The 19,743-nt window shown below is 72.0% G+C and carries 13 protein-coding genes; 9 read left to right on the forward strand and 4 right to left on the reverse strand.

The features are described from left to right. Positions 1-97: 97 nt before the first annotated feature. The 9 genes from ACGFWE_RS25180 to ACGFWE_RS25220 all read left to right on the forward strand — a co-directional run bounded on the left by ACGFWE_RS25180 (position 98) and on the right by ACGFWE_RS25220 (position 10,902). On the forward strand, positions 98-391 hold the full coding sequence (locus ACGFWE_RS25180; protein WP_352389752.1) for a hypothetical protein: 294 nt from the start codon (positions 98-100) through the stop codon (positions 389-391). 90 nt (positions 392-481) lie between these two features. Then, a complete protein-coding gene (locus ACGFWE_RS25185) occupies positions 482-946 on the forward strand; it encodes a hypothetical protein (protein ID WP_352389751.1) in 465 nt (154 codons plus the stop codon). After that, positions 943-2,118: a zinc-dependent alcohol dehydrogenase gene (locus ACGFWE_RS25190; RefSeq protein ID WP_393601856.1), complete on the forward strand. Its 1,176-nt coding sequence runs from the start codon at positions 943-945 to the stop codon at positions 2,116-2,118. Before ACGFWE_RS25185 ends, ACGFWE_RS25190 begins: the two co-directional genes overlap by 4 nt. 49 nt (positions 2,119-2,167) lie before the next feature. Beyond that, complete coding sequence (locus ACGFWE_RS25195; protein WP_393601858.1) at positions 2,168-3,145, forward strand: Rieske 2Fe-2S domain-containing protein; 978 nt, start codon at positions 2,168-2,170, stop codon at positions 3,143-3,145. Beyond that, positions 3,129-3,671, forward strand: coding sequence for a DUF1360 domain-containing protein (locus ACGFWE_RS25200; RefSeq protein ID WP_352389748.1), 543 nt, complete (start codon positions 3,129-3,131; stop codon positions 3,669-3,671). The genes ACGFWE_RS25195 and ACGFWE_RS25200 overlap by 17 nt, the downstream gene beginning before the upstream one ends. Positions 3,672-3,807: 136 nt before the next feature. Next, positions 3,808-4,980, forward strand: a complete 1,173-nt coding sequence (locus ACGFWE_RS25205; protein ID WP_352389747.1) for a glutamate--cysteine ligase — start codon at positions 3,808-3,810, stop codon at positions 4,978-4,980. A 166-nt stretch (positions 4,981-5,146) separates the two neighbouring features. Further along, positions 5,147-6,931 carry an N-acetylglutaminylglutamine amidotransferase gene (locus tag ACGFWE_RS25210; RefSeq protein ID WP_352389746.1) on the forward strand — a complete coding sequence of 595 codons (1,785 nt, stop codon included), beginning with the start codon at positions 5,147-5,149 and terminating at the stop codon, positions 6,929-6,931. Between the two features lie 284 nt (positions 6,932-7,215). Next, a complete protein-coding gene (locus tag ACGFWE_RS25215) occupies positions 7,216-9,309 on the forward strand; it encodes a S9 family peptidase (protein ID WP_393601861.1) in 2,094 nt (697 codons plus the stop codon). A gap of 129 nt (positions 9,310-9,438) precedes the next feature. Beyond that, positions 9,439-10,902 (forward strand): aminotransferase class I/II-fold pyridoxal phosphate-dependent enzyme, encoded by a 1,464-nt coding sequence (locus ACGFWE_RS25220; RefSeq protein ID WP_393601863.1) that lies wholly within the window; start codon positions 9,439-9,441, stop codon positions 10,900-10,902. On the opposite strand, the gene ACGFWE_RS25225 is transcribed toward ACGFWE_RS25220, so the two are convergent. The 4 genes from ACGFWE_RS25225 to ACGFWE_RS25240 form a co-directional block, all read right to left on the reverse strand. Further along, positions 10,871-12,595 (reverse strand): RecQ family ATP-dependent DNA helicase, encoded by a 1,725-nt coding sequence (locus ACGFWE_RS25225; RefSeq protein ID WP_393601865.1) that lies wholly within the window; start codon positions 12,593-12,595, stop codon positions 10,871-10,873. The two genes, ACGFWE_RS25220 and ACGFWE_RS25225, sit on opposite strands and share 32 nt — an antisense overlap. An 11-nt stretch (positions 12,596-12,606) precedes the next feature. Next, positions 12,607-12,915: a hypothetical protein gene (locus ACGFWE_RS25230; protein ID WP_393601867.1), complete on the reverse strand. Its 309-nt coding sequence runs from the start codon at positions 12,913-12,915 to the stop codon at positions 12,607-12,609. Between the two features lie 67 nt (positions 12,916-12,982). Next, positions 12,983-15,400, reverse strand: coding sequence for a SpoIIE family protein phosphatase (locus tag ACGFWE_RS25235; RefSeq protein WP_393601869.1), 2,418 nt, complete (start codon positions 15,398-15,400; stop codon positions 12,983-12,985). Positions 15,401-15,458: 58 nt separating this feature from the next. Continuing rightward, positions 15,459-19,733 carry a HAMP domain-containing protein gene (locus ACGFWE_RS25240; RefSeq protein WP_393601871.1) on the reverse strand — a complete coding sequence of 1,425 codons (4,275 nt, stop codon included), beginning with the start codon at positions 19,731-19,733 and terminating at the stop codon, positions 15,459-15,461. Positions 19,734-19,743 lie beyond the last annotated feature (10 nt).

Raw genomic sequence — 19,743 nt, forward strand, 5'->3', positions numbered from 1 at the left:
CGTAGTGATACTACGCAGGACACACCTGTCCTGTTCTGTACTTGTGCCGCACCCGCAGCGCGGTCTGGAGAGTGTCGATCGGGGTACACGGGTCGGCATGACACACACTGACGACCCCACAGCGATCAGGGCCGCAAGGCAACTGCGCCGTATACGGGCCTTCTACGCGGCCGGCGTCGTCCTGTGGACGGCGTCGTCGGCCTGGACGATGTGGGACTCTCCCGGCAGTCGGCCCATGTGGACCTCCCTGCTGCTCCTGGCCGTCTTCACGGGCCTGCTGGCCATGGCCTCCCGTTGGCTGCGGCACCTCGGGCCCACCGATGCGGCCCGGCCTTCTCACCACCTCGCGTTTTCCGGACGGGCCGGACGCCACGCGATGTCCAAGTCCTGATCACCCCGATACCGGGTACTCACCTGCCCGGGCACCCACCAGGGTGCCCGGGCAGAGGCATGCAGAGCCGCATGACGGAAAGGTGAGCTCATGATTCCGAGGAAGTCCCTCTGGGTGGCCGCTGCGGGAGTCGCCGCAGCCGCCGTCGCCGTGCGGAGGGCACGGACACCCGGATCGGCGTCGAGCAGCGCGAACCGGTGGCTGGCGGTCACGGTCAACTGCGCACCGACGGACCTCCGGACGGACAAGCTGCCGTCCCCGCTCCAGGAGTACGGCGAACGCATCGAGACGCGGATCAGCCCGGCGCCCGCGGACCGTGGCACCGAACTGGCCGTGCGGCTCAAGCAACCCCCGTCGGACCTCGCGCGGTCCGTGCCCGCGCGCCTCGCGGGCCAGGACCCACGCCAGGACCTGCGCCGGGCTCTGCGGGAGGCCAAGTCCCTGCTGGAGGCGGGCGAGGTGCTGGTCCCGGACGAGCCGACCACCCATGACACCCCGGGCGGCAAGGTCATCGGACTGTTCAGCCGACGCGCCGACGGGGAGGGTGTGCTGTGAAGGCACTGTGCTGGGAAGGCGTGAACAAGCTCGCCGTGGAGCAGGTACCGGACCCGGTCCTGCGCAACGACCAGGACATGATCGTACGGCTGATCGCGGGCACCACCTGCGGTTCCGACCTGCATCTCATCGGCGGCTATATCCCGTTCATGCGGTCCGGGGACGTCATCGGACACGAGTTCCTCGGCGAGGTCGTCGAGGTGGGGGACGGGGTGCGCCGGCACGCCGTGGGCGACCGGGTCGTCGTCTCCTCCTTCGTCGGTTGCGGCCGCTGCTGGTACTGCACCCACGACCTGTGGTCGCTGTGCGACAACACCAACACCAACCCCGGGATCGGGCAGGCCCTCTTCGGTGCCGACACCGGTGGCATCTTCGGCTACTCGCACGCCATGGGCGGACTGCGCGGCAGCCACGCCGAGTACGTCCGCGTCCCCTTCGCGGACTACGGAGCCTTCAAGGTCCCGGAGGGCGTGGACGACACCAGCGCGCTGTTCGTGTCCGACTCGGTGCCGACCGGCTGGATGGGCGCCGACCTCGGCGGGGTCAAGCCCGGTGACGTCGTGGCCGTTTGGGGGTGCGGCGCCGTCGGCCAGATGGCGGCCCGTGCCGCGATACTGCTGGGCGCGGAACGGGTGATCTCCATCGACCGGATCCCGGAACGCCTGGAGATGACCGAGCGGTTCATCGGCAGCGAGGTCATCGACTACACGGCCACCGACGTCGGCGCGGAACTGCGCGAGCGCACCGGAGGACGCGGTCCCGACGTCTGCATCGAGGCGGTCGGCATGGAGGCGCACAGCGACAGCCCGGTCCATCTGTACGACCAGGTGAAGCAGCAGCTGCGGCTCCAGACGGACCGCCCCACCGCCGTACGGCAGGCCATCCACGCCTGCCGCAAGGGCGGCACGGTATTCGTGCTGGGGGTCTTCGCCGGGGCCGTTGACAAGTTCCCGCTCGGCGCGGTCATCAACAAGGGGCTGACCGTACGGGGCGCCCAGCAGCACGGCCAGCGCTACATCCCGATGCTGCTGGACCGGCTGGCCGCCGGGGACCTGAGCACCGCCCACCTGGCGACCCACACCGTGTCCCTGGACGATGCGCCGCAGGCGTACGACCTGTTCAAGCAGAAGACGGACGGCTGTGTCCGCGCGATCATCCGGCCGGGCGGCTGAGCTCCTCCTCGGTCGTTTGCCGCACGTGCAGGGGGAGACCCGGCTGCGCATGAGCGTGCGACGACATCATCCACGTACACGACAGAACCGGGTTCTGCGGCTGCTCGACCGTCTGGAGCGGGAACCGCGGCAGGACCCGCTGATCGACGCACTCGGGGCGGGGATACGGTCCCTGCCGCTGGGGCGCGGCCGGGACGTGCTGCACGGCACGTGGCTGGGGCATCCCGTCCATCCGCTGCTGGTGCAGGTGCCGATCGGCAGCTGGCTCTCCGCCGCGATCCTGGACCTGCGCAAGGGCCGCCCCCGTGAGGCCGGCCTGCTGGTGGGCGTCGGCCTGGCCGCGGCCGTCCCCGCCGCGCTGACGGGGGCCGTGGACTGGGCGGAACTGCGCCGCCCGCAGATGCGCGTCGGGCTGGTGCACGCCGTGTCCAACACGGCGGCCGTCGGCCTGTACACGGCCTCCCTCGCCTGCCGCCTCACCGGCCGTGGGCGCGCGGGCCGGACCCTCGGCTTCCTGGGACTCGCGGCCGTGGGAGCCGGCGGCATGCTGGGCGGCCACCTGGCCTACCGGCAGGCCGCCGGCGCCAACCACGCCGAGGCCGTGCCCCATGTCGTCGGCGACCGCTGGCACCGGATCGGCGCGGTGGACGACTTTCCGCCGGGCCGGCCCGTGCGGCGCAGCGTGGACGACGTGCCGGTCCTGGTAGTGCGTGAGACGGGCGGGGCGATCCACGCGCTGGCCGACCGGTGCAGCCATCTGGCGGGGCCGCTGTCCGAAGGGACGGTGTCCGACGGATGCGTGCGGTGCCCCTGGCACGGCAGCGTCTTCCGGCTCTCGGACGGCCTGAATGTCCAGGGCCCGGCCATCGCCCCTCAGCCGGCCTTCGACACACGGGTCACCGAGGGACAGGTGGAGGTGCGACTGCGCCACCACGAAGAGAAAAACGAAGAGCACGAAGAGAAAGACGCGGACGGTGGGGAACCGGACCGTCACCTGAGCGAGGCAAGCCATGAGCACATCAATTGACAGCCGCATCGGACGACGGGCACAGGCGCTCCTGCGCCGTACCGGTCGCGACTACGCGGGCACGCACGACCGGCCCCTGCGCGGCTATCTCGCCGCCATGGCGGCGTTCGGCACGTACACGGCCGGCTGGGCCACGGCGGTACGGCTGCGCGGGCGCCCCCTGCCCGACCGGCCGGAACCCTGGGACGTGGTCCTGACCTCGGTCGCCACGTTCCGGCTCAGCCGGCTGATCAGCAAGGCGTCGGTGACCAGCCCACTGCGCGCCCCGTTCACGACGTACGTCGGTCCGCAGGGCCCCGCCGAACTGCATGAGGAGGCGCAGCCCGAGACCGGTAAGGACACCGTGGGCGAACTGCTCACCTGCCCCTTCTGCATGAGCGTCTGGGTGGCGTCGACCCTGACCGCCGGACAACTCCTGTGGCCCCGCGCGACACGTACCGCGATGGGCGCCCTGACCGCGCTGGCCGGCGCGGACGCCCTGCAGTTGGCGTACGGCGCACTGGTCGGCAAAACCACCGACGACTGACCGGGAAACCTGCTCATCTGTGGGCCACCTTCTTCAAACGCGCATAACCGTGCTTATCCGTCGATCTTCTGGGCACTTGGGGGTCACCCTGCGACAGGCGGGACCGTCGGCACCACCTCAAGGAGCGACTGTGGCCATGCGCATCGGAGTAGAGGAGGAGTTCCACATCCTGGCAGTGGAGAGCGGACTGCTGGTGCCGCGTGCCGACGCGGTCCTGCGCCGGCTCTCCCGGGACACCTTCACCACGGAGCTGCACCAGTCCACCGTGGAGTCGAACAGCGGGGTGCACGCCTCGCTGGCCGACCTGTACACCGACCTCGCCAGAACCAGACGGCGGCTCGACGCGGCCGCCTCCTCGCTGGGGCTGGCGGTCGTGGCCGCGGGCACGGCACCCCTCGCGCCCGCCGCCTCCGGACACCCCACGGCCGGCGCGCGCTATCGCCACATGGTCGAGGAGTACCGGCAGGTCGCCGACGAGCAGCTCATCTGCGGCGCCCAGGTCCATGTGGACATACCCGACCGCGACACAGCCGTAGGAGTGATGTGCGCGGTCTCTCCCTGGCTGCCGGTGCTGCTGGCGCTCTCCGCCAGCTCACCGTTCTGGCAGGGAGCCGACACCGGCTACGCCAGCTGGCGCACGCTGCTGTGGCAGCGCTGGCCGACCGCGGGCCCGGTCGGCTGCTTCCGCAGCGCGGCCGACTACGACGCCGCGGTGGGCGACCTCGTCCGGGCCGGGATCATCAGCGACCCGGGGATGATCTACTACGACGTTCGGCCCTCCGCACATCTGCGGACGCTGGAACTCCGTATCTGCGACGCCTGCCCGCGGGTGGAGACCGTCGTGCTCGTCGCCGGCCTGTTCCGTGCTCTGGTGGCCCAGGCCATCGAGCTGCGCGCGGCCGGTGCGGCGGAATGCGACGGCCGTCACGAATGGCTGCGCGGCGCGTCCTGGCGGGCCGCCCGCTCCGGCCTGGAGGCTGTCCTGGTGGATCCGAGGACCCACCGGGAGGCGCCCGCCGCCGACGTCGTACGCGCACTGCTGGCCCGCTTGCGTCCCGCGCTGGAGGCCCACGGCGACTGGCAGACCGTGCGGGATCTGGCCGAGGCAGCCCTGGCCGACGGGAGTGCCGCCGAGCGCATGCGCCGCACGGCGCGGGAGGAGGATCTGCTGTCCTGCACCGACCTGCTGATCGCGGAGACCCGCGGCGAGCGGCGACCCCGCAGGCCGGCCCACGTCAGCCGCAGAAGCGTCGCACGTTCCGTCGCGGGCGCGACGGGCTCCGGTGCACCGGAGGTCCTGGGCAGCTGATCCGGTCCCGCGCGGCTCGCGCCCGGCTGCCCGTCCCACATCCGACAACCCCGAGGAGAGATTTCGTCATGTCCAGCAATTCCGCCCGGGTCGCGACCGGCAGGCGCGACCCGGGGTTCCCGTCCCGGCTCGTGGCCGACGGCTCCTGGGAAGGGGGCGGCGCGTCATGTGCGGTCTGAGCGGCGAGATCCGCTTCGACGGCAGGCGACCCGACCTCGCGGCCGTCGAGCGTATGACCGACCGGCTCGCCGCCCGCGGACCGGACGGCCAGGGCATCTGGACACGGGGCGCGGTGGCGCTGGGGCACCGACGACTGAAGATCATCGACCTGTCCGACGCCGGCGCCCAGCCGATGACCGACGCCGACGGCGAGATCACCGGCGTCTTCAACGGCTGCGTCTACAACTACCAGGAGCTGCGCGAGGAGCTCGGGAGCCTCGGGCACCGCTTCAAGTCGACGTCCGACACGGAAGTCGTGCTCCACGCCTACCGGGAGTGGGGAACCGCCTGCGTGGAGCACTTCCACGGCATGTTCGCCTTCGCGCTCGTCGAGCACCGCACCGGCCGGGTCGTGCTGGGCCGCGACCGGCTGGGCATCAAGCCGCTGTATCTGGCGCCGACGCCGGACCGGCTGCGGTTCGCCTCCTCCCTGCCCGCTCTGCTGGCCGCCGGAGACGTGGACACCACCATCGATCCGGTGGCCGTCCACCAGTACCTGAGCTGGCACGCCACGGTCGCCCCACCGCGCACCGTCCTCAACGGCGTGCGCAAGCTGCCGCCGGCCACCGTCAGGATCGTCGAGCCGGACGGCAGCCACCGCGACCACCGCTACTGGCAGCCGTCCTACACACGGCGGGACGAGTACGCGGACATGGCGCCCGACGAGTGGCGTGACGCGGTGCTGGACGCGCTGCGCACGGCCGTACGCCGCAGGATGGTCTCCGACGTGCCGGTGGGCGTGCTGCTCTCCGGTGGCCTGGACTCCAGCCTGATCGTCGCGCTGCTCGCCGACGAGGGACAGCGCGACCTGAAGACGTTCAGTGTGGGCTTCGAGGCGGAGGGCGGGGAGGAGGGCGACGAGTTCCGCTACTCGGACCTGGTCGCCCGCGAGTTCGGCACGGACCACCGCCGGATGATGGTGCCCTCGGGCCGCGTCTCGACCGCCCTGGACGACGCCGTCGCAGCGATGAGCGAGCCGATGATCAGCCACGACGTGGTCGCCTTCCACCTGCTGTCCGAGCAGGTCTCCAAGGAGGTGAAGGTCGTCCAGAGCGGGCAGGGCGCCGACGAGGTGTTCGCCGGGTACCACTGGTACCCGGAGCTGGCCGCGGTCGCCCGCGAGGAGGAGCCGCAGAGGTATGCCGAGACGTACTTCGACCGCCCGCACGCCGACCTCGCGGGGATCCTCCAGCCGCACATGCTGCCCGAGGACGACGTGTCGGGCCGCTTCGTCAGGGACCACATGGCCCGCCCCGGAGCGCAGACCGCCCTGGACGCGGCGCTGCGACTGGACACACACGTCATGCTGGTCGACGACCCGGTGAAGCGGGTCGACAACATGACCATGGCCTGGGGACTGGAGGCCCGCGTGCCGTTCCTCGACCACGAGCTGGTGGAGCTGGCCGCGGCCTGTCCGCCGGAGCTCAAACTCGCCGACGGCGGCAAGGGCGTACTGAAGGAAGCCGGCCGCAAGCTTCTGCCGCGGGAGATCGTCGACCGGCCCAAGGGGTACTTCCCGGTCCCGGCCATCCGGCACATGGCGGGCCCCGTCCTGGACCGGGTCCGCGAGGCGCTCGCGGCACCCGAGGCGAAGAAGCGGGGGATCTTCCAGGAGTCGTACGTGGCGGAGCTCCTGGCGGCGCCCGACGAGCACCGGACCAAACGGGGCGCCAACGCCCTGTGGCAGGTGGCGCTGCTGGAGATATGGCTGCAGACACACGACATCTCGTGACCGGCGAGCACACCACCCGGTCCCCGCACACGCCGCCGCGCGCCCCGGCGCCGGGGCCTGCCCGTGGTGCGGCGCCCGGGTGGGTGGAGGGGCCCGCCGGTGCCGCGATGCCGGCATCGGCGGGGGGTCCCCGCGCCGCCACGCCTGCGTCGGCGCAGGAATCCGCGCCGCCGCAGGGGTCCGCCCGTGGCGCGGCGCCCGGAGCGGTGGAGGCGCCCGCCGGTGCCGCGGCGCCCGCGTCGGCCCAGGAACCTGCATGGCCGCAGGAGCCTGCCGATGCCGCGATGCCCGCCCCGGCGCCGGGGTTCGCCCGCCCCGCAAACCCCGCCCCGGCACAGGAACCCGCCCGCCCCGCACCGCTGCAGGAGCCCGCCCGCGCGGCGGCCCCCGCTCCGATGCCGTTGCCCGAGGCAGAAGGGCCCCGGGACGCCGTGACCCGGCTGTATGCCCACGGCTGCTGGTATCCCTCCGCAGATCCCGACGGCACCCAGGCGGCCTTCATCTGCGACCGGGGCGGCGTCCCCCAGCTGTGGGCCGGGCCCGTGGACGGGGAGGGCGTCCGGCTGCTCGACTCCTCCCCGGACCCCGTGAAGGAGGTGTCCTGGTCACCCGACGGCCGCTGGATCGCGTACACCACCGCACCGGGCGGCGGAGAGCACTCACGCGTGCTGTGCGTGCGCCCCGACGGCACCGGTCGTCGCCTGCTGGCCGGTGCCGACCGGGACAGCTCCGCCTACCTCGGCTGCTGGGCCCACGACGGATCGGCCGTCGCCGTCACCCTCGCCGCACCCGCCGCCGACCGCGCCCGGGCGGACGCCGCCCCGGCCCACTGGACCGCGCGGGACGGCCGGGCGACCCTCCTGGGCACCACCGCGTACGCCATGGGGCCGGGCGGCACACCCGCGACCCGGCCGGGCGCGGGCCTGTCCGCCTACCTCGTCGATCCGGACGCGCTGGCCTCTCCCGTGCTGCTCGCCACGGAACCGGACGCCCCCACCCTCCGGGTGTGCGACCTCAGCCACGACGGCAGGCTGGCGCTGCTGCGCCGGGGGCCGCGCGGGCGGCGGGAGGCGTTCGTCCGGCGCCTCTACGACGGGGCGACGACCTTCACCCTGCCGGTCGCCGACGGTGACCAGTGGATCGGCCGGTTCTCACCCGACGGGCGGACGCTGTGGCTGCGCAGCGACGCCGACCGGGAGTACGCGGCCCTGTTCGCCGTCGCTCTCGACGCCGACGGCACACCGCTCGGCAGAACCGTCGTCGCCGAGCGCGAGGACTGCGACCTCGAACTGCTGACGATGGCGCACGACGGCAGGACGGCCGTCCTCGCGTGGAACGTGCGGGGCGCCTGTGAACTCGACGTCGTCGAGACCGCCCCCGGGTACGGGGCCGCCGACACCGCCGGACCGGCGCGGCCGGTGCCGCTGCCTCACGAGGTCGTCACGCGGATCGCGCCGGCCGGTGCCGGGCGCCTGCTGCTGGCGCTGTCCGGCTCACAACGCCGCCCCGGCGTGTGGTGGGCCCACGAAGGCGTGTCCCTGCTGCGCACCCCGTGGTCCTCCCGGGACGAGGACGCCGTCCCGCCCGGCCGCCGGCCCGTACGCCCCGTCCTCACCCGCCTCACCGCCCGGGACGGCCTGCCCCTCAGCGGCTGGTACTACCGCGCTCCCGGACGCGCCCCCAACGAGCCCGCGCCCTGCGTGATCCACCTGCACGGCGGCCCCGAGGACCAGGAACGCCCGGTGTTCGACCCGCTCTACCACGAACTGCTCGGGCGCGGACTGGACGTCTTCGCCCCCGACGTCCGCGGCTCCGGCGGACACGGCCGGTCCTTCGTCGACGCCGACCTGGGCACCGGCCGCTTCGCCGCACTCGACGACGTCGCGGATTGCGCGGCCCACGCGGTCACGGCGGGCCCCGCGGACCCCACCCGGCTGGCGGTGATGGGACGCTCGTACGGCGGCTACCTGACGTTCGCCTCCCTCGTGTGGCACCCGGACCTGTTCCGCACCGGCGTCGCCGTCTGCGGCATGTCCGACCTCCTCACCTTCTTCGCCGGCACCGAGCCCTGGATCGCGGAATCGGCGGCCCACAAGTACGGCCACCCCGAACGCGACCGCGAACTCCTGCACGCCCTGTCCCCGATGAGCCGTATCGACGCGCTGCGGGCCCCCCTGCTCGCCGTCCACGGTGAGCACGACACCAACGTGCCGCCGGGGGAGTCGGAACAGTTCGTGCGGGCCGCGCGGGAGCACGGTGTGCCCGCCGAACTCCTCGTCCTGCGGGACGAGGGGCACGACTTCCTGCGCGCGGACAACCGGCGCCTGTTCCGCCGGGCCGCTGCGGACTGGATGGAACGGCACCTGCACCCCTCCTGACCCTCGGACGCCAGTTCGGGGCGTTTCGGACGGCGTCAGCGGTCAACACGGTGTTCAGACCGGTAGGCCCTACGACTCCGACACTGCGACTTCGGCACTGGACGGGGCGGGACGGACTTGGGAGGAACGATGGATCACTCGCGGGTGCCGGTACTGGAGGCGCTGGAGGAGTTCCGGCGTCGCGGCGACACGGTCTTCGGCCCGCCCGGCCACAGGCAGGGCCGAGGCGTGGACCCGCGGGTAGCCGAGATCGTCGGGCTCGACGTGTTCCGCTCGGACGTCCTGTCCCTCAACGGCCTGGACGACCGCCGCCAGTCCCAGGGCGTGCTCAGTCAGGCGCAGGAGCTGATGGCGGACGCGGTCGGGGCCGAGCAGGCGTTCTTCTCCACGTGCGGCAGCTCCCTGTCCGTCAAGACGGCGATGCTGGCCGTGGCGGGCCCCGGTGAGAAGCTGCTGATCTCGCGCAACGCGCACAAAGCCGTGATCTCGGCCGTCGTCGTCAACGGCGTCGAACCGATCTGGGTGCACCCCAAGTTCGACCGCGAGCGGCACATCGCCCACCCGCCGGAGCCCGACGACGTACGCCGCCGCCTCCAGGAGCACCCGGACGCCAAGGGCATGCTGCTGATCACCCCCACCGACTGGGGGACCTGCGCCGACATCCGGGGTGTGGCGCGGGTGTGCCACGAGTTCGACGTACCCCTCATCGTCGACGAGGCCTGGGGCGCCCACCTGCCCTTCCACCCCGACCTGCCGGCCTGGGGCATGGACGCCGAGGCGGACCTCGTGGTCACCAGCGTCCACAAGATGGGCGGGGCGATCGAGCAGAGCTCCGTGTTCCACCTCCAGTACGACCGGGTCTCCCCGGAAGCACTCAAGCAGCGGGAGGACCTGCTCGGTACCACCAGCGCCTCGTCCCTGGTGTACCTGACCCTGGACGGCTGGCGTCGCCAGATGGTCGAGCAGGGCCACGCCCTCCTGGACGCCGCGCTGCACCGCGCGGAGCGGATCCGGCTGGCGGCCGGGGACCTGCCGGGACTGCGGCCCATGGGGCAGGAGATCGTGGAGGAAGGGCTCGCCGCCGACTTCGACCCCCTGAAGATCGTGATCGACGTACGCGAGCTCGGGATCAGCGGCATGCAGGCCGCCGAATGGCTGCGGGCCGAGCGGCACGTGGATGTGGGCGGCTCCGACACCTGCCGACTCAGCGCGTCGATCACGCACGCCGACGACGACGAGACGGAGAAGGTGCTGCTGGACGCCCTGCGCGCCCTCACCGAGGGCGCCGAGTCCATCGAACGCAGGCCGCCGGTACGCCTGCCCGAGCCCTCGGCCCTGGAGCTGGAGCAGGCCATGCTGCCGCGCGATGCGTTCTTCGCCGAGGTCGACCACGTCCCCGCCGAGCGTGCCGCCGGGCGTATCTCCGCGGAGATGATCAGCCCGTACCCGCCGGGTGTGCCGGCGATCGCTCCCGGTGAGGTCATCACCGACGAGGTCCTCGACTACCTGCGCAGCGGCGTCGAGCACGGCGTCCTGATCCCGGACGCCGCCGACCCCTCGGTCAAGACGCTGCGGGTGGTGGCACAGCACTGAGCGGGGCTGCTGTGAGGAGGCCCTTGCCGGCGATCGCCGCCAGGGACAGCGTGCGGTAGCCCATGGACTCGAACAGCACGGTGATCCGGTCGCCCTCCTCGCTCATCACCGTTCCCTCTCCCCACTCCGTGTGCCGCACCCGGGTGCCCGCCGGATAGGAGACGGCCGGCGCCTGCGAGTCGGAGTCGTCGCCCGTGTCGCCCACCCCGTCGACGACGCTGTCCCCGGACGGGGCGGGCGCAACGGGCGCACACATGTCGCACGCCCCGCACGGGGCCTCGTAGGCTTCCCCGAAGTAACCGAGCAGGAAGCGGCGCCGGCAGCCCGTCGTCTCGGCGTACCCCAGCATCATGGCCAGCCTCGACTCCTCCAGCCTCCTGCGTGATCGGGCCTCCTCCGCCGCGCGCGCGGCCGCCTCTTCGGCCGTCGTCCCGGCAACGGCGCGCACCCGCCCGTCGTCCTCGGTGTGCACGGCCCCCGCCTGCTCCAGCAGATTGACGGCCGCCGTCACCCGTCTGCGCGAAAGCCCCGTCTCCTTCCCGATGCCGTCCGGCTCGGCGGGAGCGTCCCGCTCGTGGATGTGCTCCGCGACCGTGCCGAGGGTGTCCTCGTCCGGCGTGCGCGTGGCGAAGAGGCGCTGCAGGCCGCTGTCCTGGGGCCGGTAGTGCAGTACGGCGAGCGCGGGCCGGCCGTCGCGGCCCGCACGGCCGATCTCCTGGTAGTAGGCGTCCAGGGAGCCGGGTACGGAGGCGTGCAGCACGAACCGTACGTCCTCCTTGTCGATGCCCATGCCGAAGGCGGAGGTGGCGACCACGACGTCGGTCTCGCCGGCCAGGAAGGCATCGTGGACCCGGGAACGCTCACCGGCTGTCAGCCCGGCGTGGTAGGCGTCGGCCGACAGACCCAGCTCGGCGAGGTCGGCGGCGTAGGCCTCGGCGTCCCGACGGGTGGCGGTGTAGACGAGGCCCGGCTTGGGCTCCGCCGCGGCACGCTCCACGACCACCCGGCGCTTGTCCGTGTCGTCCAGGAAGCGGCGCACCTCCAACGCGATGTTCGGCCGGTCGAAACCGGCGACGACCAGTTCCGGATCTTCCATGCCGAGCCGCTCCACGATCTCCTCGCGCACCGGCGGAGCGGCCGTGGCGGTCAGGGCCAGGACCGGGGGCCTGCCCATCCGCTGGGCCGCCTGGGCCAGGCGGAGGTAGTCGGGACGGAAGTCGTGGCCCCAGGCGGCGACGCACTGGGCCTCGTCGACGACGAACAGCGAGGGCGCGGCCTCGGCCAGGCGCTCGACCACCTCGTCCTTGGCGAGCTGCTCGGGGGAGAGGAACAGGAACTCGGCGTCGCCGTGCCGCACCGCGTCCCAGGCGGCCTCCGCCTCTCCGGCCGCCTGGGCGGAGTTGACCGCGACGGCCTCCGGGGCATCGGCATGGCTGAGCAGGCCGGCGATCTGGTCCCGCTGGAGGGCGATCAGCGGGGAAACCACCACCGTGGGCCCGGGAAGCAACAGACCGGGCACCTGGTACACCGCCGACTTCCCGGCGCCGGTGGGCATCACGGCCAGGGTGTCCCGGCCCCGCATGACCGCTGCCATCGCGGTCAGCTGCCCCGGCCGCAACTCGCTCCAGCCGAACACCTCGTCGGCGGCCCGCGCCAACCGCTCCGGGACGCCGGGACTCCTCTTGTCGGACATGCCGGCTCCCTTCACGGCCTGGGGTTGGTGCGGTGCCACTGCGGCCGTGCGTCGCCGCCGCGACGTCCCGCCACGGAGGCACAGCGCGGACACAGGCGCCGCACCCGGTCGGCCGCGCCCCCGGACTCCGGGAAGGTGTCGGACCAGGTGACATGCGGGAACCGGATCAGCTGTGAGCGGCTGAGCGAGAGCCCGCAGACCGTCTGGTTCGTGCCCGGCTCCCAGGCGTGGACTTCTCCGGACGGCAGTCGTCGGCGGCCCTCCTCCTCGTCCGTCCACTGACCGGACGCGGCGACGGCGTACTGCTTGACACGTGGCATGGCGGCTCCCCGATCGTCTGGGGCACCGCGTTCCCCGTCTGCCGGGACACAAGCCCCGGCTCCTGCCTCAGGCCACCCGGATCCCCACGATGCAGGTGTCGTCGTCCGTGTCCGACTTGCTGTGCGTCAGCAGACGGTCCAACTGCTGGTCCAGGGTGGGCGGGACGGCCCGAGCGACCGTCAGGAACTGTGTCAGGGACTCCTCCACGGACCGGTCCCGGCGTTCGATCAGACCGTCCGTGTACATCAGCAGTGTGTCGTCGACGGCCAGCTGGACCTCGTGTTCCTCGTACGTCGCCTCCGGTACGGCGCCCAGCAGCAGCCCCGACACCAGCGGCAGCGGTGCCGCCTCGGAGCCGCGTACCAGGACCGGCGGCAGATGCCCGGCCCGCGCCCAGCGCAGGGTGTTGTTCTCGGGGTCGTACAGGCCGCAGACGGCCGTGGCGGTGACCGCGCCGGTCAGATGGTGGGCCACCATGTTGAGCCAGGACAGCAGCTGGCCGGGCCCGGCGCCGGTCACGGCGAGCCCGCGCAGCGCGTTGCGCAGGACGACCATGCTGGTCGCCGCCTCTATGCCGTGTCCCGCGACGTCGCCCACGCACAGCAGCACCAGCCGGGACGGCAGCACGACCGCGTCGTACCAGTCGCCGCCGACGAGATGCTGGGTCTCCGCGGGCCGGTAGCGCACCGCCACGTCCAGTCCCGGAACCGCCAGCGGCGCCCTCGTCGGGGGCATGATGGCATGCTGCAACTGGAGGGTCAGCCGGTCGCGTTCGCTGGCCTGCTGCTCGCTGTGGGCGAGCTGGTCCCGGGTGGCGGCGAGGGCGACCTCGGTCCAGTGGTGCGAGGAGATGTCCTGGTAGGCGCCGCGCAGCAGGTACAGCTGACCGGCGGAGTCCAGGACCGGCTCCGCCACGACCCGGATGTGCCGGGTGACCCCGTCGGGGCGTTGCAGCCGGAACGCGGTGGACGCGGGACGGCGCTGGTGGAGCACGGTGCGCAGGAACCGGCCGATGGCGACGGCGTCATCGGGGTGGGCGTGGGCGGGCAGGTCCTCCAGCGGCACGGGGGCCTCGGAGACCGGCCTGCCGTAGAGGTGGTAGAGCTGGCCGTTCCAGGTGATCTCACCCGTCAGCAGGTTCTCCTCGAAACCGCCGATGCGGCCCAGGCGCTGGGCGTGCTGGAGCAGGCTCGCCAGGCGGGCCGTCTCGTCCTCGATGCGCCAGATCAGCAGGACGCTGCCGCCGTGCCGGCTGACGTTGATGTCGGCGACCGCCGCGAGCGTGACGTCGTCCACCAGGGCGGTGAGCCGCATGCGGTGGGCGCGGAAGGGCTCGCCGGTGGCGTAGACGCGTTCGATCCGTTCGAACAGCTCGCTGTGGCCCGCGGCCATCGGGTACGCCTCCAGCAGCAGCGCTCCGTTCACGGCGCCCCGCGGCCGGCCGGCCGGGTCGAGGAAGCGGCTGTTGACGTGGTGGATGCGGAAGTCGACGAGCTGCCCGTCGGAGCCCAGGTGCGGCACCAGTACCAGGGCGGGATCGTGGAGCCCGTCGGCCAGGTCCATCAGCTCGGCGACGTCCGGCAGGACGCGCGGGTTCGTGGCGTCGTCGGGATGCGGGAGCGCGTTCGTCTCCAGGGTGTGCGCGCAGAGCTCGGCCAGCGCCTCGATCTGGCGGACGATCGCCGCGGGAGGGGGCTCCAGCGCCGTGGACCAGACGATCTCCAGTACGCCGTGGATGCGCCCGCCGGTCTCGGCGGGTACGGCGACCCGGCCGCCGTCGCGGTAGTGGTGCTGCCCGATGGACGGCAGGCCGGTCTCGGACAGACTGCGGATCCATTCCCCCCTGCGCTCGGTGAGCCCGCGCCGTGCCACGGTCGTCACACCCGGCGGCACATGGCGCCAGCGTCCGGCCTCGGCCGTGGAGAACCCGGCGCTGCCCGCCAGCGCGAGGGACCCGTCGGCCCCCAGGGCCCAGATGGCCACCGCCTCCGCGCCCAGCGGGGTGAGCGCGTGTTCCAGCAGCGAGTCGGCGACGGCCTGGGTGTCGTCGGCGGCCAGCACCCCGCTCTCCGCCGCACGCAGTCGTACGGCGGAGGAATGCCCGTCGGGCGGATCGGCAGAGGCGGTCGCCGCGAGGAAGGCATTGGTCACCTCGGACATCCGGTCGCGCGAGGCCTGGTTGATCACCTCGACGGCGAACTCCAGCGGTGTCACGCCGGCCTGCTCGGTGAGCTCGGCGAGCTGCCGCGAGGCCTGCGCCGGACCACACCCCAGCCGCTCGACGAGAATGCCCTTGGCCAGTTCGATCAGGGCCCGCCCTTCCGCCTCGGCCTGCGCCGCCCGCACCTCCCGGCGCAGCCGCTCCACGGTCGCCGCCAGCCTGCCGACAGGGGAGGCCTGCCCGTCGCTGTCGCTGCCGTCGACGGGGGGCTGGTCCTGCACGGGGGCGTTCTGGGGCTCGGAGGGCTGACGGAGATCACTCAAGGTGGGCCTGTTCCTCGGCTGGGACGTCACGCGGTCGGCTGGTGGTCTCTCCGTGCGCTCACCCCGGCAGCCACCGTCGGACGCGGGCGATGAGGTCGCCGGTGTCGACGGGCTTGGTGACGTAGTCGTTGGCACCCGACGCGAGGCTCTTCTCCTGGTCGCCCGGCATGGCCTTCGCGGTGACCGCGATGATGGGCAGCTCCGCGTACTGCGGCATCGAACGGATCTCCGCGGTGGCGGCGTAGCCGTCCATCTCCGGCATCATCACGTCCATCAGGACCAGCGAGATGTCCGGGTGGGCGAGGAGCATCTCGATGCCCTTGCGGCCGTTGTCCGCGTGCAGGACGTGGAAGCCGTGCAGTTCCAGTACCCCGCTGAGCGCGAAGAGGTTGCGTGCGTCGTCGTCGACCACCAGGACCGTCCGGCCGAGGAAGGAGTCGTCCACCACCTGCGCCACAGGCCGCTGCGGGTCCTCGGGACGCACCAGCGACAGCACGTCGCCAGGCTGCTCGGCGGACAGGTGCAGGGTGATGCGCTCGCGCAGGTCGTCCAGGCTGGACAGGAAGTCCAGCGGCCGGTCGCCCGCCAGAGCCCGCAGACCCTGCTCCTGGCCGAGGTTCACCCGATGCCCGGTGTGGATCAGGACCGGCACGCTGGCCAGCGCCGAGTCGCCGCGCATGGCCTCCAGGAAGTCGGCGCCCTCGTCGTGCCGCATGCCGAGTTCGAGGACGACGCAGTGGCAGGGGTCGGCCGCCAGCGTGCTAGCCGCCTCCTGCGCCCCCACCGCCGTGATGATGTCGATCCCCCCGTGCGGATCGTCGGAGTCGTACGCGAGGTCGGCGACGGCCCGCTCGGCGACCAGCGTGAGCAGACCCCGTGGGCGCTCCTCGATGACCAGCAGACGGCGCCTGCGGTGCCCGGGGGAGGGCGCGGGAGCCGCGAGCTGCCGGGGCTCGGCCGACTCCCCGGTGGCCAAGGCGTCCTGCGGCTGTTCCGCGAGACGCCCGCCGCCCTCCACCAGTTCCTCGAAGTCGGCGCGTGCCACGGGCAGGAACAGCGTGAAGGTACTGCCCTGGCCGGGAGTGCTGTCCACGGTGACCGCGCCGCCCAGCAGATGGGCGATCTCCCGGGTGATGGACAGACCGAGCCCGGTGCCGCCGTACTTGCGGCTGGTCGTCCCGTCGGCCTGCTGGAACGCCCCGAAGATCGTCTCCAGTTGCTGCTGCGGGATGCCGATACCGGTGTCCTTGACCCGGAACGCCACGACCGGGCCGCCGAGGTGCACGCCGGGCGGTACCTCCCGGTCCGCGGCGGGTTCGATCCGCAGCTCCACACCGCCCTGCTCGGTGAACTTCACCGCGTTCGACAGCAGGTTGCGCAAGATCTGGCGCAGCCGGGAGTCGTCGGTGAGCAGATCGGCCGGGGTGCCGGGGGCGGTGGCCACCGTGAACTCCAGGCTCTTCTGCGACGTCATCGGCCTGAACGTCGCCTCGACGTACTCCAGGAGCTGGCGCAGCGGGACCCGCTCGGGTGCGACGTCCATCTTGCCCGCCTCGACCTTGGACAGGTCGAGGATGTCGTTGATCAGCTGGAGCAGGTCCGAGCCCGCCGAGTGGATGATGCCCGCGTACTCGACCTGCTTCGGCGTGAGGTTGCGCGACGGGTTCTGCGCCAGCAACTGGGCCAGGATCAGCAGGCTGTTGAGCGGGGTGCGCAGCTCATGGCTCATGTTGGCCAGGAACTCCGACTTGTACTTGGACGCCAGCGACAACTGCTGCGCGCGGGTCTCCAGCTCCTGCCGGGCCTGTTCGATCTGGAGGTTCTTGGCCTCGATGTCCCGGTTCTGCGAGGCCAGCAGAGAGGCCTTCTCCTCCAGCTCCGCGTTGGAGCGCTGGAGTTCGTCCTGCTGGACCTGCAACTCCTCGGAGCGGGCCTGGAGTTCGGCGGTCAGCCGCTGGGACTCGTCGAGCAGCTCGTCCGTGCGGACGTTGGCGACGATGGTGTTGAGGTTGACACCGATGGTCGGCATCAACTGGGTCAGGAAGTCCTGGTGGATCTGCCTGAAGCGGCTGACGGAGGCCAGTTCGATCACCCCGAGGACCTGCTCCTCGACCACGATCGGCAGCACCACCAGAGCGGAGGGCGCGGCGTGCCCGAGACCCGAGGAGATGGTGACGTACCCCTCGGGCAGCTCTTCCACGGTGACGCTACGGCGGTTGCGCGCGGCCTGCCCGACCAGCGAGCGCCCGACCGGGATGCGGGTGGGTCGCTCTTCGTCGTCGGGATAGCCGTACGAGCCCACCAGCCGCAGTTCGTGCCCGCGCTGGGTGTCCTCCGCCAGGTAGAAGGCGCCGTACTGGGCGGCGACCAGCGGGGTGAGCTCGTCCATGATGAGCTCGGCGACCACGGGCAGGTCCCGGTGGCCCTGCATCAGGCTGGAGATCCGGGCCAGGTTGGTCTTGAGCCAGTCCTGCTCCTGGTTGGCCCGGGTGGTCTCGCGCAGGGACTCCACCATGGAGTTGATGTTGTCCTTGAGCTCGGCGACCTCGCCGGAGGCCTCCACGTTGATCGACCGCGTCAGGTCGCCCTCGGCGACGGCGCTGGCCACCTCGGCGATCGCGCGGACCTGCCGGGTGAGGTTCCCGGCCAGTTCGTTGACGTTCTCGGTGAGCCGCTTCCAGGTGCCCTCGACGCCCTCCACCTCGGCCTGTCCGCCGAGCCGTCCCTCGCTGCCGACCTCGCGGGCGACGCGGGTGACCTCGGCGGCGAACGACGACAGCTGGTCGACCATCGTGTTGATGGTCGTCTTCAGCTCCAGGATCTCGCCCCGGGCGTCGACGTCGATCTTCTTCGACAGGTCGCCGTTGGCCACCGCGGTCGTCACCAGGGCGATGTTGCGCACCTGCCCGGTGAGGTTGTTGGCCATCGAGTTGACGTTGTCGGTGAGGTCCTTCCAGGTGCCGGCCACGTTGGGCACGTGCGCCTGACCGCCGAGCCGTCCCTCGGTGCCGACCTCGCGGGCGACGCGGGTGACCTCGTTGGCGAACGCGGACAGTGTGTCGACCATCGTGTTGATGACGTCCGCCAGGGCTGCGACCTCGCCCTTGGCCTCCACGGTGATCTTCTGCGAGAGGTCGCCGCGGGCCACGGCGGTGGCCACCTGGGCGATCGAGCGGACCTGCCCGGTCAGGTTCGACGCCATCACGTTGACGTTGTCGGTCAGGTCCTTCCAGGTCCCTGACACGCCCCGGACGATCGCCTGTCCGCCGAGGTTGCCCTCGGTGCCGACTTCTCGGGCGACGCGGGTGACTTCGTCGGCGAAGGCGGAGAGCTGGTCGACCATCGTGTTGATGGTGTTCTTGAGTTCGAGGATCTCGCCGCGGGCGTCGACGGTGATCTTCTGGGAGAGGTCGCCCTGGGCGACCGCCGTGGCCACTTGGGCGATGTTGCGGACCTGTGCGGTGAGGTTTCCGCCCATGAAGTTCACGGAGTCGGTGAGGTCGCGCCAGGTGCCCTTGACGCCCTTGACGTCGGCCTGTCCGCCGAGCCGTCCCTCGGTGCCGACTTCTCGGGCGACGCGGGTGACTTCGTCGGCGAAGGCGGAGAGCTGGTCGACCATCGTGTTGATGGTGTTCTTGAGTTCGAGGATCTCGCCGCGGGCGTCGACGGTGATCTTCTGGGAGAGGTCGCCCTGCGCCACCGCCGTCGTCACCTGGGCGATGTTGCGGACCTGGGACGTCAGGTTTCCGGCCATGAAGTTGACCGAATCGGTGAGGTCGCGCCAGACGCCGCCCACCCCGGGCACCTGCGCCTGACCGCCGAGGCGCCCCTCACTGCCGACCTCGCGGGCGACGCGGGTGACCTCGTCGGCGAAGGCGGACAGCTGGTCGACCATCGTGTTGACGGTTTCCTTCAGCTGAAGGATCTCTCCGCGCGCGGGCACGTCGATCTTCTGGGACAGGTCGCCCTTGGCCACCGCGGTCGCCACCTGGGCGATGTCACGGACCTGGGTGGTCAGATTGCCCGCCATGGCGTTGACCGAGTCGGTCAGGTCCGCCCAGGTGCCGGAGACCCCCGGGACCTCCGCCTGTCCGCCCAGCGTCCCCTCGGTGCCCACCTCGCGGGCCACTCGGGTGACTTCCGACGTGAACACGGACAGCTGATCGACCATGCCGTTGAAGACCGTGGCGATGTCGCCCAGCAGACCCTCGCCGTCGGACGGCAGCCGGGTGCCGAAGTCGCCGTCGCGCACGGCGGTCAGCCCGGCCAGCAACTGCAGTAGCTCCTGTTCGCCCGGGGCCTGTTCCCGGGCCTCCGTCGACGTGCTGGTCATGCGCACCCTC

Origin of the sequence: Streptomyces sp. NPDC048523, assembly GCF_043199815.1 — a bacterium.
Classification (GTDB): Bacteria; Actinomycetota; Actinomycetes; order Streptomycetales; family Streptomycetaceae; genus Streptomyces.